General features: G+C 71.0%; 13 protein-coding genes. 6 read left to right on the forward strand and 7 right to left on the reverse strand.

The window, feature by feature from the left end:
- Positions 1 to 771: 771 nt before the first annotated feature.
- The 3 genes from ABT354_RS33680 (at position 772) to ABT354_RS33690 (ending at position 3,358) form a co-directional block, all read left to right on the forward strand.
- Positions 772 to 1,014 (forward strand): hypothetical protein, encoded by a 243-nt coding sequence (locus ABT354_RS33680; protein ID WP_351500936.1) that lies wholly within the window; start codon positions 772 to 774, stop codon positions 1,012 to 1,014.
- A gap of 810 nt (positions 1,015 to 1,824) precedes the next feature.
- The gene (locus tag ABT354_RS33685; RefSeq protein ID WP_351500938.1) at positions 1,825 to 2,742 is read left to right on the forward strand and encodes a hypothetical protein; all 918 of its coding nucleotides are present in this window, start codon (positions 1,825 to 1,827) and stop codon (positions 2,740 to 2,742) included.
- A 55-nt stretch (positions 2,743 to 2,797) separates the two neighbouring features.
- Complete coding sequence (locus ABT354_RS33690) at positions 2,798 to 3,358, forward strand: hypothetical protein (protein ID WP_351500939.1); 561 nt, start codon at positions 2,798 to 2,800, stop codon at positions 3,356 to 3,358.
- Positions 3,359 to 3,366: 8 nt separating this feature from the next.
- Here ABT354_RS33690 and ABT354_RS33695 read toward each other — a convergent pair whose 3' ends face one another.
- The 6 genes from ABT354_RS33695 to abc-f form a co-directional block, all read right to left on the reverse strand.
- Positions 3,367 to 4,155: an SDR family NAD(P)-dependent oxidoreductase gene (locus ABT354_RS33695; protein WP_351500941.1), complete on the reverse strand. Its 789-nt coding sequence runs from the start codon at positions 4,153 to 4,155 to the stop codon at positions 3,367 to 3,369.
- Between the two features lie 41 nt (positions 4,156 to 4,196).
- The gene (locus ABT354_RS33700) at positions 4,197 to 5,402 is read right to left on the reverse strand and encodes an acyl-CoA dehydrogenase family protein (RefSeq protein WP_351500943.1); all 1,206 of its coding nucleotides are present in this window, start codon (positions 5,400 to 5,402) and stop codon (positions 4,197 to 4,199) included.
- Positions 5,403 to 5,619: 217 nt separating this feature from the next.
- Complete coding sequence (locus tag ABT354_RS33705; RefSeq protein WP_351500945.1) at positions 5,620 to 6,009, reverse strand: hypothetical protein; 390 nt, start codon at positions 6,007 to 6,009, stop codon at positions 5,620 to 5,622.
- Positions 6,010 to 6,107: 98 nt separating this feature from the next.
- Complete coding sequence (locus tag ABT354_RS33710) at positions 6,108 to 7,829, reverse strand: FG-GAP repeat domain-containing protein (RefSeq protein WP_351500947.1); 1,722 nt, start codon at positions 7,827 to 7,829, stop codon at positions 6,108 to 6,110.
- Positions 7,830 to 7,923: 94 nt separating this feature from the next.
- A complete protein-coding gene (locus ABT354_RS33715; RefSeq protein ID WP_351500950.1) occupies positions 7,924 to 8,385 on the reverse strand; it encodes a pyridoxamine 5'-phosphate oxidase family protein in 462 nt (153 codons plus the stop codon).
- 63 nt (positions 8,386 to 8,448) lie between these two features.
- Positions 8,449 to 10,101: a ribosomal protection-like ABC-F family protein gene (gene abc-f / locus ABT354_RS33720; RefSeq protein WP_351500952.1), complete on the reverse strand. Its 1,653-nt coding sequence runs from the start codon at positions 10,099 to 10,101 to the stop codon at positions 8,449 to 8,451.
- A gap of 520 nt (positions 10,102 to 10,621) precedes the next feature.
- Here abc-f and ABT354_RS33725 point away from each other — a divergent pair.
- Positions 10,622 to 11,338, forward strand: coding sequence for a DUF6232 family protein (locus ABT354_RS33725; protein ID WP_502983554.1), 717 nt, complete (start codon positions 10,622 to 10,624; stop codon positions 11,336 to 11,338).
- Positions 11,335 to 11,694, forward strand: a complete 360-nt coding sequence (locus tag ABT354_RS33730) for a DUF2267 domain-containing protein (RefSeq protein ID WP_351500956.1) — start codon at positions 11,335 to 11,337, stop codon at positions 11,692 to 11,694. Before ABT354_RS33725 ends, ABT354_RS33730 begins: the two co-directional genes overlap by 4 nt.
- A gap of 108 nt (positions 11,695 to 11,802) precedes the next feature.
- Here ABT354_RS33730 and ABT354_RS33735 read toward each other — a convergent pair whose 3' ends face one another.
- A complete protein-coding gene (locus ABT354_RS33735; RefSeq protein WP_351500958.1) occupies positions 11,803 to 12,402 on the reverse strand; it encodes a chloramphenicol phosphotransferase CPT family protein in 600 nt (199 codons plus the stop codon).
- Positions 12,403 to 13,061: 659 nt separating this feature from the next.
- On the opposite strand from ABT354_RS33735, the gene ABT354_RS33740 reads away from it, so the two are divergent.
- Positions 13,062 to 13,451 (forward strand): peptidase inhibitor family I36 protein, encoded by a 390-nt coding sequence (locus ABT354_RS33740; protein WP_351500960.1) that lies wholly within the window; start codon positions 13,062 to 13,064, stop codon positions 13,449 to 13,451.
- Positions 13,452 to 13,500 lie beyond the last annotated feature (49 nt).

A 13,500-nucleotide genomic window follows, 5' to 3' on the forward strand; every position in this document is an offset into this window, starting at 1 on the left:
AAGACCCGATAAGTCAGACACACTCGCAGCCACCTGAACCACCCCCGGGACCCACTACCAAACACAGTACGCCCACCACAAAGACAACGGCATTGCGCCTAACTCACGTTGCTTCCAACCGCGCTGCTCTCGCTTGCGGCGGAGACGTGCCCCCATAGCCGCCTGCGGACCATCGTCCGGGTTCAGTTCCTTCAGGTTTGCCATGGATGTGCCCCAACTTTGTTTGCTGGTTCTCCTCGTTGAACCACCCTCGACTCCAGGCCAAGCTGAGTGCGTCTGGTAGCGAAGTGGCTACGGAGAGGAGTTTACGTGCCCGGTACGAGCGGTTCTTCCGGCAATCCGGCGACCGAAGCCCGGCTCTCGCCCGAGCCGGCGGGGGACAGCCCTCTGCTCCTGGCCCTCCGTCTGCGGATACAGCGCGATCACGAACTGCGGCTGCGGTTCGGTCCGTTCCACGACACGGTCAGAAAGGCACATGCGTGCGAGAGCGACGAGGTAGGTCGATAGCCCGCACGGTGGCGATGCTCGCGGCGTGGTCGCTGTCGGTCGGCCTGCACACGATGAGCCTGGCCGAGCGGCTCTAAAGCCCCGTCCTCCGTGGCACCGGCAGGTTCAGCGGTGTTCCTCTCACCGGTGCCACGGAGGGCGGCTTCAAGCGGGGTCCGCCCTCACCCCTGCCCTGGGCGGGCCCCCGGGCCCCGGCCGTTCACCCCCGCACGGACGGCCGGGGCCCACCCGTAGATTCCCCCCTCACCCTCAAGGGAGACAGTCATGTCCCTCAACGCCACACCGTCCCCCGACGGACCGTTCGGCCTCCGGATGATCCGGCTGCGGGACTGCGACAGCCCTCAGCCCGCGCTGATCGTGTCCAGGGTCGCCCTCACCGTGTTTGTCGCGGAGGCCCGGGCCGGGCGGCTGGATCACCTCCTGGCGACGGAGGCGGAGATGGCCGAGGCGCGGAAGGTCGCCCGCTGGTCCCACGAACACGAGACGGCCGAGCCGGACCTTCTCTGACCCCTCCCCGTCGCGGACCGCCCGCACCCCAGGCGCCCTCGGCCTCGTGCAACGAGGTCGGGGGGTGCAGGGTCGCCCCCGCAGGGGACCGGCGGACGGCCCCTCGAACTAGACACGTCACCTCAGTCTGCCGGCCCCGAGGAGGTGAGCCCGGAGGCCCCCGCCCCCGCACATGCGAGTCACCTCGCTCCAAGCCCCCGAGGTACGGGCTGCCCGCACCAATCAAGCCCGTCCGGCGTTTGAGGACGGACCCGAGGCCCGAGTCACCTCGGGTGGACGTCGGGGCCAGCCCCGAACCCCGCTCCTCAAACTCCCCCAGACTTCGTCCGGGGGGACCCCCACGAGGCTTGATTTTGAGGCCCCCGCTCCTCAAACTCCCCCAGACTCCGTCCGGGGGGACCCCCACGAGGCTGGATTTTGAAATTCAAGCCTGTCCGGCGATTGAGGACGGACCCGAGGCCCGAGTCACCTCGGGTGGACGTCGGGGCCAGCCCCGAACCCCGCTCCTCAATCGCCGGAGGGGCTGAATTTGCCGGCCTCGGGCCCTGGTCGGGGGCCAGCCCCCGAAGCCCCCGCTCCTCAAACGCCGGAGGGGCTGAATTTGCCGAAGCGCGGGCCACCGGCCGCCCGGTGGGCCGGGTGGTGGAGGGGGGCGGACCGGTCGGGTGACCACTCCGCCCTGTGGGCGGACCTCGGCGCGGGCCCGCCGGGAGCATGGGGAGCAGTCTCATTGCCGAGGGATGGCGGTCTGTCGTGGAGGTATCCGGGACGCGGGCCCTGGCACGCAGGATGCGGGTGGTGAACCCGCCCATGGTCGCGACAGCCATCGTCGCGGGCGCGTTCCTGCTGGTCGCGCTGGTGGGGCTGGTCGTGGACCCCCGCGAGATCACCGGGCAGCCCGCGTGGGCGAAACCCGCACGGTTCGCGTTCTCCTTCGGCCTGTTCGCCGTCACGCTGATCTGGCTGATGTCCTTCGTCCGGGGCCACGCCCGTCTGGTGACGGTGATGTCCTGGACGGCGGTGGTCTGCGTGGCCGTCGAGGGAGCGGGCGGCACCTGGGCGGCGGCGGAGGGGACCACCAGCCACTTCAACTTCACCAGCACTGTCACCGGCACCAGGATCCTCGTCATGCTGCTGGCCTCGCTGGTACTGCTGGCGATCGGCCTGGTGACCGTGTTCCTGCTGCTGCGGAAGGGAGTCCAGCCACCCGCCCTGGCCTGGGCCCTGCGGCTGGGGATGGTCACGGTCATCGTGAGCATGGTCGCCGTCTACCTGATGGTGCAGTCCACCCCGGCGCAGGAGGCCGCGGCCGACCTGACGGGCGAGATGCCGTACGTCGGCGCGCACACGATCGGCCCGCCCGACGGCGGCCCGGGGCTGCCGGTCACCAACTTCAGCACCGTCGGCGGGGACTGGCGCGTCCCGCACTTCTTCGGCGTCCACTCACTCCAGGCCCTGATCCTGCTGGGCCTGTTCCTCACCCTCGGCCCCCGCCCGCTCGGCCCCCGTCACCGTACCGCCCTGGTCTGGATCGCCGCCGCCTGCTGTCTCGGGCTGACGGGCATCCTCACCTGGCAGGCCCACCGGGGGCAGCCCTTCACCGCCCCGGACAGCGCCACCGGCCTCGCGCTGGCCGCCCTGGCCGTGGTGGTTGCCGCAGCCACCACCGCCGTCTTCCTGCATGCCCGTACGACACAGCGCCCGCCGACACCCCAGCACCCCGGGTGACCCGACGAACATTCCGACCGGGACCGCTGTCAGAGGCGGCTGTTACGGTCGATTCATGACTTCATCCGACGCCCTGCTGGCCAGGCTCGAACGGGATGCCGCCCTGGCGTCGGCGCTCGCCCGGCACAGCGACTTCGACATCGAGCGGCGGGATCCGGTGGAGGAGGTGGTGCTGCCCGGCGGCACCCCGCTGCAAGTGATAGCCGGGTGCGGCGCGGGCGGCACGTACTTCCTGTGCGGGGACGGCGGAGCGGACGGCGGCGCGCGGCCGGTGCTGTACGCGGACTCCGAAGGCCAGGCCACCCTGATCGGCGCGGATCTCCTGGAGGCGCTCACCGTCCTGGTGGTGCTCCCCTTCTGGCAGGACCTCGCCCCGGACCGCACCCTCGCCGAGGCGGGTGCGGAGCCGCGCGCGGACGAGCCCTCGCTCGACGCCGAGCGCGACCGGCTGATCGAGGTACTCGGGCTGCCGCCCCTGTCGGAGACGGAGGCCGCCGACCTGCTCGCCGTCGCTGCCGCCCGGACCGTTCCGGGCCATCTGCCCCGGGTGCCCCGCCCGGGGTACGAGCCCTATGAGCCGCTCCTCGACGGGACCGCGTTGTTCCGGCGCGGCTGACAGGTGCGTCAGCGCATATGGATGCCGCCGTTGATGTCGAGGGTGGCGCCGGTGACGTAGCCGCCTTCCTCGCTCACCAGGAAGTCCACGAGCGCGGCCACCTCGGACGGCCTGCCCATGCGGCCCACCGGGATGCCCCGCGCCACCTCGGACACCTCGGACGCGCCGAGTTCCGCTACCGCAGGCGTCTGGACGGCGGCCGGGGCGACCGCGTTGACGGTCACGCCGTGCGCCGCCAGTTCGCGGGCGAACACCTTGGTCAGTACGAGGACTCCCGCTTTGGCGGCGGAGTAGTGGGGGCCCGCGAGCGTGCCGCCCTGCTGGCCGGCCAGTGAGGCGAGATTGACCACCCGGCCCCATCCCCGGTCGCGCATCGCGGGCGCGCACAGCCGGGTCAGGGTGAGGACGCTGCGCAGATTGGTCGTCATGACGGCGTCCCACTCCTCCAGGCCGATGTCCCAGACGGAGCCCGGGGCGGTCCGGGCGGCGTTGTTGACCAGGATGTCGGGGGCGTGCCAGGCATCGGTGACCTCGCGCAGCGCGGCCCGTACCGCCTCCGTGTCGTCCACATCCGCCCGAAGCGGCAGCGCGGTGCCCGGAGCTGTGCCCGTATCGGAGCCGGCACCGGAACCCGTACCGGGGCCGGGGCCGAGCGTGGCGGACAGCTCGGTCACAGCGTCACCGTCGCGGTCCAGCAGGGCCACCCGGTGTCCCCGCGCGTGCAGCCGGGCGGCGATGGCGGCCCCGATGCCGCGTCCCGCGCCGGTGACCAGGGCCACCCGGGTATCGGTCGGCATGGCGATCGGCTCCTCCCGGATGACCGGATTCGGCGGCTCCATCAGATGGCCGGACTCGACGGCAGCGGGGCGCCGAGCAGCGCGCGTCCGTAGATCTCCTTGCCGGTCTGGACGCTGAGGGCGGCATGCCGGGAGGCCGTCTCGATGTCCCGCCAGGCGCGTTGCAGCTCCGAGCCGTCCGCGAAGCTGCCCGCGCCCGCCGTGTCCAGCAGCAGGGCCACGGCGTCCCGGGCGCAGCGCATGGCGTGGGCGGCGTCCATCCGCAGCCGGGCCCGCTCGGTGAGGGAGGGGCGGCGGCCCGCGCGGGCGTGGGTGTCCACCTCTCCGGCGGCGCGGTGCAGATGGAGGCGGGCGGTGTCGATCAGTACGGCGGCGTCCGCGACATTGAGCTGGTGGGCGGGGGCCTCGGCGACCAGGCGGTGCAGCGGGGAGACGGCGCGCTTGCCCTGGGCGGCCGCGCTCACCACCTTCTCCAGTGCCGCCGCCGCGATCCCGACGGCCGTCGCCACCAGGGGCAGGTTGATGGAGAGGTGGAAGATGATCCGTGGTTCCTCGGGGTGGCGTTGCCGGTAGACGCCGGTCGCCATGGCGGTGAGGGAGATGATCCGGGAGTCGGGTACGTACACCTCGTCCGCGACGGCCGTGTCGCTGCCGGTGCCGCGCATGCCCGCCATGTGCCATACGTCGTCCACGGTCAGGGCGGAGGTGGGGACGAGGGCCAGGCCGCGTTCCGGTTCGCTTCCGGCGCCGGGCCAGGCGAAGCCGAGCAGGGTCCAGGGTGCGTGATGGATGCCGGAGAGCCAGGGCCATCGGCCGCTCAGTGTCCAGCCCTCGGCCGAGCGCCGTGCGGTTCCGGACGGGTTGGCGCCGCCGCAGACGACGGTGTCCGGGTCGTCCTGCCAGAGTGCGGCGCGTTCGGGGTGGTCGAGCTGGGAGGCGAAGAGGGCGCCGCCGTAGGCGATGCCCACGATCCAGGAGGCGGCGGCGCAGCCCCGGGCCAGCTCCTCGCACACCTCGACGGCGGTACGGATGTCCGCGCCCTGGCCGCCGTGGGTCCGGGGTGTGCCGAGCCGGAGCAGTCCGGCGCGGCGCAGTGCGGTGAGGGTGGTGTCGGTGAGGGCGCGTTTCTCCTCGGTACGGGGGGCCTCGTCGGCGAGGAGCGGTATCAGCGAGCGTGCCGCTGTGACCGGGGTGAGGTCGTGGGGGGCGTCGGAGCTGTGCGCGGTGTCGGGGGGTGCGGTGCCCACAGTCGTCTCCGCTCTCTCGGTGGTGCCGCCTGGTGCGGGTGGCGGACGAGCGTAGCCGGGTGACGCCGGGGGCGGGGCGGTCCTGGGGAACATGGCCGACAAGGGGTCTCCCGGGCACGGGCGGCCCACGGTGGGCATCCGTCCCGCAGGTCGCGTCACCGCAGGTCGCGTCCGGCGGGAAGCCGGTCGGCCGGACACATCACCGCAGACCGCGTCATCACGCGCCGTCGGCCCGGCCGTCGAGGTAGGCGATCAGTTTCACCTCGCTGCGGAGCAGCCGCTCGCGCTCGTCCTCGGGAAGGGTCGCGAGCGGGTCGGCGAGGACACGCGTACGGGGGACATGGACCATCGAACCGGAGTAAATACGGCACCCGGGGCACCATGCCAGGCCGACGCAGCGCTCGAACATCGGGGAGTCGAACGGGTGGTAACGGTACTGATAGGAGCGGACCGCCGCGCCGCAGGTGGCACAGATCCGGCGGTCGCCGTCGGCGACGGTGGCCCAGCTGGAGACCTTGGTCCAGCGCTTCCGCCCGGCCGGTGCTCCGGCCTGTGCTCCGGCCGGTGCTCCCGTCGGTGCTCCGGCCGGTGCTCTCCACGTCGTCATGTGCGGCATTCTCCCCCATGCCGAAGGACCCCCCGCCCAGCAGGGCGGGGGGTCCAGGAGGCATTGCGCTACGAGGATCCGCAGGTCACACCAGGCCGTCAGAAGAGGAGGTTGTACTTCTTCCAGTTCGAGGCGATCTTGACCTTGGCGCCGAACGGCTTGCTCGCGGTGCCCGTGCCCTTGTGGGACCAGACCGCGCCGGCCGAGTCCCGGGTCACCAGGTCCGCCTTGCCGTCGGAGTCCAGGTCGCCGGGTGCCACCAGGGCGTTGTAGCCCTTCCAGCCGGTACCGACCTTCGCCTTGGCGCCGAAGGGCTTGCTCGCGGTACCCGTACCCGGGAACAGCCACAGCGTGCCCGCAGAGTCCCGCGCCAGCAGATCCGCCTTCTTGTCACCGGTCACATCGACGCCGCCCACCAGGGCGTTGTAGCCCTTCCAGCCGGTACCGACCTTGACCTTGGCGCCGAACGGCTTGCTCGCCGTGCCCGTACCCGGGAACAGCCACAGCGTGCCCGCCGTGTCCCGCGCCAGCAGATCCGCCTTCTTGTCACCGGTCACATCGGAGGCACCGGTCAGGGCGTTGTAGGTGTTCCAGCCGCCGCCGACCTTGAGCCGGTCCTTGTAGATGCCGCCGTCACCGGAGGTCCGGTAGAACCACAGCACACCGCTCTTGTCCCGGGCCACCGCGCCCGGACCGCTGCTCTGTACGGTCACCGGTGCCAGGCGGGTCAGCGCCGAGTACTGGTTCCAGTTGAAGGTGCCGCCGACCAGCTCGGACGAGTCGAACGGCTTGGAACCCTTGCCCGTACCGCGGAAGTCGTGCAGGTCGCCGTCGGCCGTGCGGCCCACGACACGGAAGCGCTCGGTCACCGGGATCGAGCTGCTGACCGAGAAGTCGGACGCCTTCTCGGGGTTGCCCGTGCCCCACGCGTACACCTCGTAGACCGCGGTGTTCCGCAGCCGCCACGCGGGGGCCTTCGCTCCGGCCTTCAGCTGGTAGGAGACCGTGTAGTCACCGGGCTTCTTGATGTCGCAGCGGATCTCGTTGCCCCAGCCGACCTCGCCGAGCGAGTGGTCGCACACGGCACCGGCGGCGCCGCCCGCGTCGACACCCGCGACGCTGACCTTCAGCTCGCCCTCGTCCCAGCGCCGGAAGCCCGGCGCCGGGGTCAGGCTCAGCTGGAGTTCGCCCATGTCGACCGCGTGCAGTTTGACCGTGTGGCGCACCGAGCCGCCGGCCGGCAGCGCGGCCGTCGACAGGGTCATGGTGTTCTTCGCGACATGCGCCTTGGTCTTCGCCGTGATCGTGGCGTGCGCCCGGCGCGGGGTCACTTCCTTCGACCCCGCGGTCTGGGCCTCCTTGATGCCCGCGTCGACGCTCTTGCCGCGCGGTACATAGACGAGGCCGTAGTAGAGCTTGGTGCCGTTCGCGGCGGTGCGCGCCGCCGTGACCTCGGGTCCGGCGCTGCCGTAGCCCTTCATGTCGCACAGGTACACCCCGGCGATCCCGGCCTTCGGCTTGCAGTCGCTCGTCGCGTCCACCTTCAGCCCGGCCGGCGCTCCGCCGTTGGTCCAGCTGGTGCTGGTGAGCGGCTTCTTGCTCAGCGCGTAGACATAGGTGCCGTCGGCCTCGCCGCTCACGTCGCCCCCGCTGGACGGCGGGGTCAGCTCGGCGTAGCCCTCGCCCGGCATCAGGGCCTTGTGCTCGACCGGGTCGAAGTAGAACGTCGGATCCGGGGCGGCCACGGCGGTCCCCGACGCCACGACACCTCCGGTGGCGACCAGCACCGCCGTGATTCCGGCGCCCAAAAGCTTTCGCAAAATTGCCCCCATAAATCGGATAATCGACGGACGGTAACATGCCCGCCGCGGTTCGACCTGATCAGGGGCGAACGAGAGACCTCAGCCAGAGACCTCAGCCGTCGATGTCGAGCGCCGTACCGTACAGTCGGTCCACCTTCAGCCGGATGACCACCCTGCGCTCAGCGACCAGCTGCTCCAGGAACGCGGCCTCGTCCTCGGGTCTCGCGGCCTCGGGGATCATCCCGAGCAGTTCCCGCCCGACCGCGTCCCCGGGAACCGTCGTGCTCTCGGAGACCACGGTCTCGCCCTCGGCCACGGCGAACGACCACACGTCGCCACCCGACACATGCAGCGCCGCACGTGGATTGCGCCGCAGGTGCTGGACCTTGACCCGGTCGGCCGTGGACGAGAACCGCACCGTACGGGCTTCGGGGTCCCAGCTGTACACCATGGTGGTCAGATGGGGGTGGCCACTGCGCTTGACGGTAGCGAGCGTCCCGAACTGCTGCCCGATGAGCAGACTGGAGAGAGCTTCGTCGGACAGTGAGCGAGGCGCTGCTGGGCTTTGAGTCATGAAGCCATCAACACGCCTGGCCGTTCGGCTATTTCATGGACTCCGTCCACCCGACGCCCCCTGTCACCACACCCCTGAGGAGGGATCCCCCGGGAGGCCCGGCTCGGTGAGGCGGCCGTCCGTGAGGTGGAGGCGGCGGTTGACGCCGATCTCGGACAGGAAGCGCTCATCGTGGCTGACCACCACGAACGCACCCTGGTACGAGGCGAGCGCGCTCTCCAGCTGGGCGACGCTGACGAGGTCGAGGTTGTTCGTGGGCTCGTCGAGGAGGAGGAGCTGGGGGGCGGGTTCGGCGCAGAGGACGCAGGCGAGGGTGGCGCGCAGGCGTTCGCCGCCGGAGAGGGCGGCGACGGGGAGATGGGCGCGGGCGCCCCGGAAGAGGAAGCGGGCCAGCAGGGTGAGGCGTTCGGCCTCGGGGCGGCCGGGGGCGAAGCGGGTGAAGTTCTCGGCGACGGTCGCCTCGGGGTCGAGCAGGTCCAGGCGCTGGGAGAGATAGGCGATCCGGCCGTCGGCGCGCCGGACCGTACCGCCGTCCGGGGTGAGGTCACCGCCGAGCAGGCGCAGCAGGGTGGTCTTGCCGGAGCCGTTGGGGCCGGTCAGCGCGATGCGCTCGGGGCCCCGGACGGTCAGGTCGAGGCCCTCGTCCCCGAAGGCGGGCCGGTCGCCGAGGTGGATCTGGAGGTGTTCGCCGAGGAAGAGGGTGCGCCCGGCGGGGACTCCGGTGTCCGGGAGGTCCAGGGTGATGCGCTGCTCGTCGCGGAGGGCGCGCTCGGCCGCCTCCAGCCGGGCCCTGGCCTCGCCGACCCGGGAGGCATGGGTCTGGCCCGCGCGGCCCGCCGCCTCCTGGGCGCCGCGCTTCATGTTCCCGGCGAAGAGACGGGGCAGACCGGCGCTCTTGAGGTTGCGGGCGGCGTTGCTCGCCCGGCGATCGGCGCGCTCACGGGCCTGCTGCATCTCGCGCTTCTCGCGCTTCAGCTCCTGTTCGGCGCTGCGGATGTTCTTCTCGGCGGTCTCCTTCTCGGCGCGCACGGTGGCCTCGTACTCGGTGAAGTTCCCGCCGTGCAGGCGCAGTTCGCCCCGGTCGAGTTCGGCGATGCGGTCCATGCGGTCGAGCAGGGCCCGGTCGTGGCTGACGAGGAGCAGCGAGCCGTTCCAGTGCTCCAGTACGTCGTAGAGCCGGTGCCGGGCGTCGCGGTCGAGGTTGTTGGTGGGTTCGTCCAGGAGCAGGATGTCGGGGTTCCGCAGCAGCTGGGCCGCGAGGCCGAGGGAGACGATCTGGCCGCCGCTGAGGGTGCCGAGGCCCCGGTCCAGGGCGAGGTCGGTCAGCCCGAGGCGGTCGAGCTGGGCGCGGGTCCGTTCCTCGATGTCCCAGTCGTCGCCGATGGTCGCGAAGTGCTTCTCCGCGACATCGCCGGACTCGACGGCGTCCAGGGCGTGGATGACCTCGGCGATGCCCAGCACCTCGGCGACGGTGAGGCCGTCGGTCAGGGGCAGGGTCTGGGGGAGGTAGCCGAGGGTGCCGCCCACGGTGACGGTTCCGGCGGTGGGGCGCAGCTCACCGGCGATCAGCCGGAGCAGGGTGCTCTTGCCGGAGCCGTTGGGGGCGACGAGGCCGGTGCGGCCGGGGCCGATGGTGAAGGAGAGGTCCTGGAGGACGGGCGTCTCGTCGGGCCAGGCGAAGGACAGGTTCGAGCAGACGACAGCGGTGTCGGGCACGGGATACCTCATGTACGGGAGGGCGCGCGGGGTGACGGGAGGCGTTGGCCTCCGGCCGCCCTGACGGCGCGCATCGGAAACGGGAAGCGGAGGGGGACGGGGAGAAAGGGACGACTGCGGGGCCACGCACGGCGGTGCTGTCGGCACCGGCCGGTGGCCGTCGTCTCCGGGGATCATCCGGAGATGTCGTCGTCTCCCAACATGTCCACTCCTCGTCCTGCTCCACGGTGTTTCCTGGTACACGGTGGACTGCTCGGGCAGCGTAGCAAAACGGCCCCGCCGAACGGAACGAATTATTCCCACGCGGGGCACCTGGGCTGCGGGGCCCCTGGCCCCGTCCCGGCCCTGGCCCTGCCCGGCGTTCCGGAAACCCCGTTTGCGTCAGCGGCCCGCCGGGTGGTTAATGGTCGCACTCACCACGTGCCGCTCCTCGGGGGGAACGATGCAGCAGCCAGAGTCCGCTCAGCCACCACCCGTACAACCACCACCCGTACAGCCACCGCAACCACCGGCGTGGAAGATCCCGGCCGCGCCCTCGGCCGCTCCGCCGGAACCACCGCCGGGGCCGCCCGCCACACCACCGCCCGCCACACCGCCACCCTCCACACCGCCACCCGCCACACCGCCGCCCGGACCGGCCCCGTGGGCCGGCCCCCACCCCGACGTCCCCGCTCCGTCCCTCGGGCTGACGAGCGCGCTGGACCTGCGGGTCAGCAAGCGGCTGCTCTGGGTCGGCGGCGCGGTCTACCCGCTCCAGAGCATCGCGCGGGTCTACACCTATACGCTCCACCCCCGCCGCAAGGAGGCGGTCAACCGCTTCATCCGGCGCGTGGGCCTCATCATCGCGGTCTCCTCCGTGCTCACCCTGCTCGGCGGAGTCATCCTCGCGGTCGGCGGCGAGGACGGCGGAGGCGGATCCCTGATCACGCTGCTGTGGCTGGCCTCCCTGGCCGCCCTGATCTACTCCGTGGTGGACCTGGTCCAGGTGCTCTCGGCGAAGTCGCACTTCGTGCTCGGTGTCGAGACCTCGGGCCCGTCCACCGCCGTGGTCGCCGGACGGGACCACGCCCAGCTGCGGCAGCTGGTGCACCAGATCTCGTACGCGATCGAGAACCCCGAGACGGAGTTCCGGGTACGGGTGGAGACGCTGGTGATCAACAGCCCCAGCAACTACTACTTCGGCGACAGCGTCAACATGTACGGCGGCAGCGGCAATGTGGGGATGGCGAACTCATGAGTGACGGGACCAACCACTTCTATGGCCCCACCGTCAATATGCACGGCGGTACGGGCAACACCGGCATGGTCAACAACCACTGGGGCCCTGCCGGGGGTACGGCGGGCTCGCCCGCGCTGGAGGAGGCCGTCCAGGAGCTGGTGGCCCTCCTGCGCGAGCTGCGCGACCGGGTCCCGCCGCTGTCGGCGCAGTCCATCGACGAAGCGGTGCCGGTCCTGACGGCGGGCCCCTCGGTGGAGCCCCAGGAGCGCCATCGCGCGCTCATGGCCATCGCCGGTATCGCCACGACGGCCGGCACTCTGGGGCAGCCGGTCGCCGACGCGGTACGGCTGGTGCTGGAGTTGCTGGCGGTGTAGCGCCCTCGTACCACCACCGTGTCCGGGGCGTGTCCGGGTCCGTCCGCCACCGGGTCCGTACCCGCACCCGGCCCCGGACCAGCACCCACCCACCCACCTCGGCGGGCCCTACGACGATCGCAGGGTCCGCCGCAGTGTTTCGAAGGCCGTGGGCCGGGGCCGGTCCGTCAGCAGCTCCCGGACGCGCAGCGCGCACTCCTGCGGGGAGTGGCGGCTGGTGTCCACTTCGAGGTCATGGGTGCCATGGGAGTGCACATGACCGTACTGGAGCGCGGCGAGCCCCGCCGGCCGGTCGCCCCGCTCACGCTCGCGCCGCTCCAGTTCGGGCAGCGGGCAGCGGACCGCGACCAGGACGGTGTCCTCGGGAACGAGCAGGTCCAGCAGGTCGAGCAGACGCCAGCGGCGGCTGAGCGGATGGTCGACGACGAGGTTGTTGCCCGCCGCCGCCATCCCGGCGACCGCGCGGTGGAACCCTTTGACCGTACGGTCGATCTCGGCCGGAAGGTCCTCCTCGGCGATGGGGCCGCCGCGCCGCATGGCGTGGAAGGCGTCCACCGGCAGCTGGAACCAGGTGTCGTCGAGGATGTCGGTGAGCGCGCGGGCGACGCTGGACTTGCCCGAGCTGGAGGCGCCGTTGAGCAGGACCACGGTCCCCCCGACCGGGGTCGGGGGGATGCGCGCATGGCCCGGGTCGGCCGGGATCTTCATGCCTGCGACTCCTTGAACGTGAGCGCGGGCGAGGCACTCCCCCGGTGGCGATCCCCCGGTGGCCGTCGCACGCTCGGCGGGTCGGTCGCATCGGAAGAGGGCGATGGGGCGCATGAGGTTGCCATGGCAGGTCGGCGAATCCCCGGACCGCGAGAACGCCCGAGAACGCCCGGGAAGCGCCCGGGTTCTGCCCGGTCGCCATCCGGAAACCGACCACATGGCACACCCTTTACCCACCGGGGCCCGTTTCAACGACTATTTCGCGCACTCATTGATAAGATCAATTTCCAGTACCACCTATCACAGCGTGCTTACTTCACCCCGCTCCGCGCGGCACATCCGGCCCCGTTCACGCAAAAACGCGCAGGCCCTGCCGCCGACCGAGGAGCAAGGCGACAGATCGCCATCACTCCCCAAGGGACAGAACATATCCAATCCGGAAAAAAGTGGGCGCATCGCCCGCTTATGTCATCCCCTCGGCAAAGAGGTGCACAAGGTTTCCGCAAGCGGCTAATATGTTCACGGGCCGGAAAAAGGCCCAGGTGGGGGCATTTCCTTTCCCGTGACACAGCGCTGTCCGGCAATCCATGCCGCAGTGCCGTGCCGTTGGGGCGCGTAATTTCCCCACCCTTGAAGTTCGGACATGGGGAAGGTCGGCAATGCGCATTCGTTCTGCCCTGGTCACCCTGGCCGTGACCGGCGTGGGTGTGGTGGGTCTCGCCTCTCCGGCGAGCGCCGCCACGAACACGTGCAATCCCTCGCACTTCTGCCTGTTCTACAACTCCAATATCCAGAACGCTTACTACCCCTTCTGGGACAAGGTGCCGGACTTCGCCGGCTACACCTTCAGAGGGGCCGGAGCCGGCGCCGGTCAGGCGGTCAAGAACAACGCCGCCTCCGCCCAGAACCTCCAGACCGGGCTGGTCGCCCGCGTCCACTTCAACTCCAACTACGGTGGCGTCTACGACAATGTCGGACCCACCTCATGGCGGAACCTCGCCAATACCTACAACGACAACGCCTCGTTCGACTGGCACTGGGCCCGATAGCGCGGCCCTGATTCCCCGGCGAAGCAGAGCGCACACAGCACGTACAGCG

The sequence above is a fragment of the Streptomyces sp. NPDC000594 genome, assembly GCF_040299965.1.
Taxonomy (GTDB): Bacteria; Actinomycetota; Actinomycetes; order Streptomycetales; family Streptomycetaceae; genus Streptomyces.

What these genes read in the sequence shown, in the direction of transcription:
- ABT354_RS33680 (WP_351500936.1), top strand. Translation starts at nt 772, where the DNA reads ATGTCCCTCAACGCCACACCGTCCCCCGACGGACCGTTCGGCCTCCGG.
- ABT354_RS33690 (WP_351500939.1), top strand. Translation starts at nt 2,798, where the DNA reads ATGACTTCATCCGACGCCCTGCTGGCCAGGCTCGAACGGGATGCCGCC.
- ABT354_RS33730 (WP_351500956.1), top strand. Translation starts at nt 11,335, where the DNA reads ATGAGTGACGGGACCAACCACTTCTATGGCCCCACCGTCAATATGCAC.
- ABT354_RS33695 (WP_351500941.1), bottom strand. Translation starts at nt 4,155, where the DNA reads ATGCCGACCGATACCCGGGTGGCCCTGGTCACCGGCGCGGGACGCGGC.
- ABT354_RS33715 (WP_351500950.1), bottom strand. Translation starts at nt 8,385, where the DNA reads ATGACTCAAAGCCCAGCAGCGCCTCGCTCACTGTCCGACGAAGCTCTC.
- ABT354_RS33705 (WP_351500945.1), bottom strand. Translation starts at nt 6,009, where the DNA reads ATGACGACGTGGAGAGCACCGGCCGGAGCACCGACGGGAGCACCGGCC.
- ABT354_RS33735 (WP_351500958.1), bottom strand. Translation starts at nt 12,402, where the DNA reads ATGAAGATCCCGGCCGACCCGGGCCATGCGCGCATCCCCCCGACCCCG.
- ABT354_RS33740 (WP_351500960.1), top strand. Translation starts at nt 13,062, where the DNA reads ATGCGCATTCGTTCTGCCCTGGTCACCCTGGCCGTGACCGGCGTGGGT.
- ABT354_RS33685 (WP_351500938.1), top strand. Translation starts at nt 1,825, where the DNA reads ATGGTCGCGACAGCCATCGTCGCGGGCGCGTTCCTGCTGGTCGCGCTG.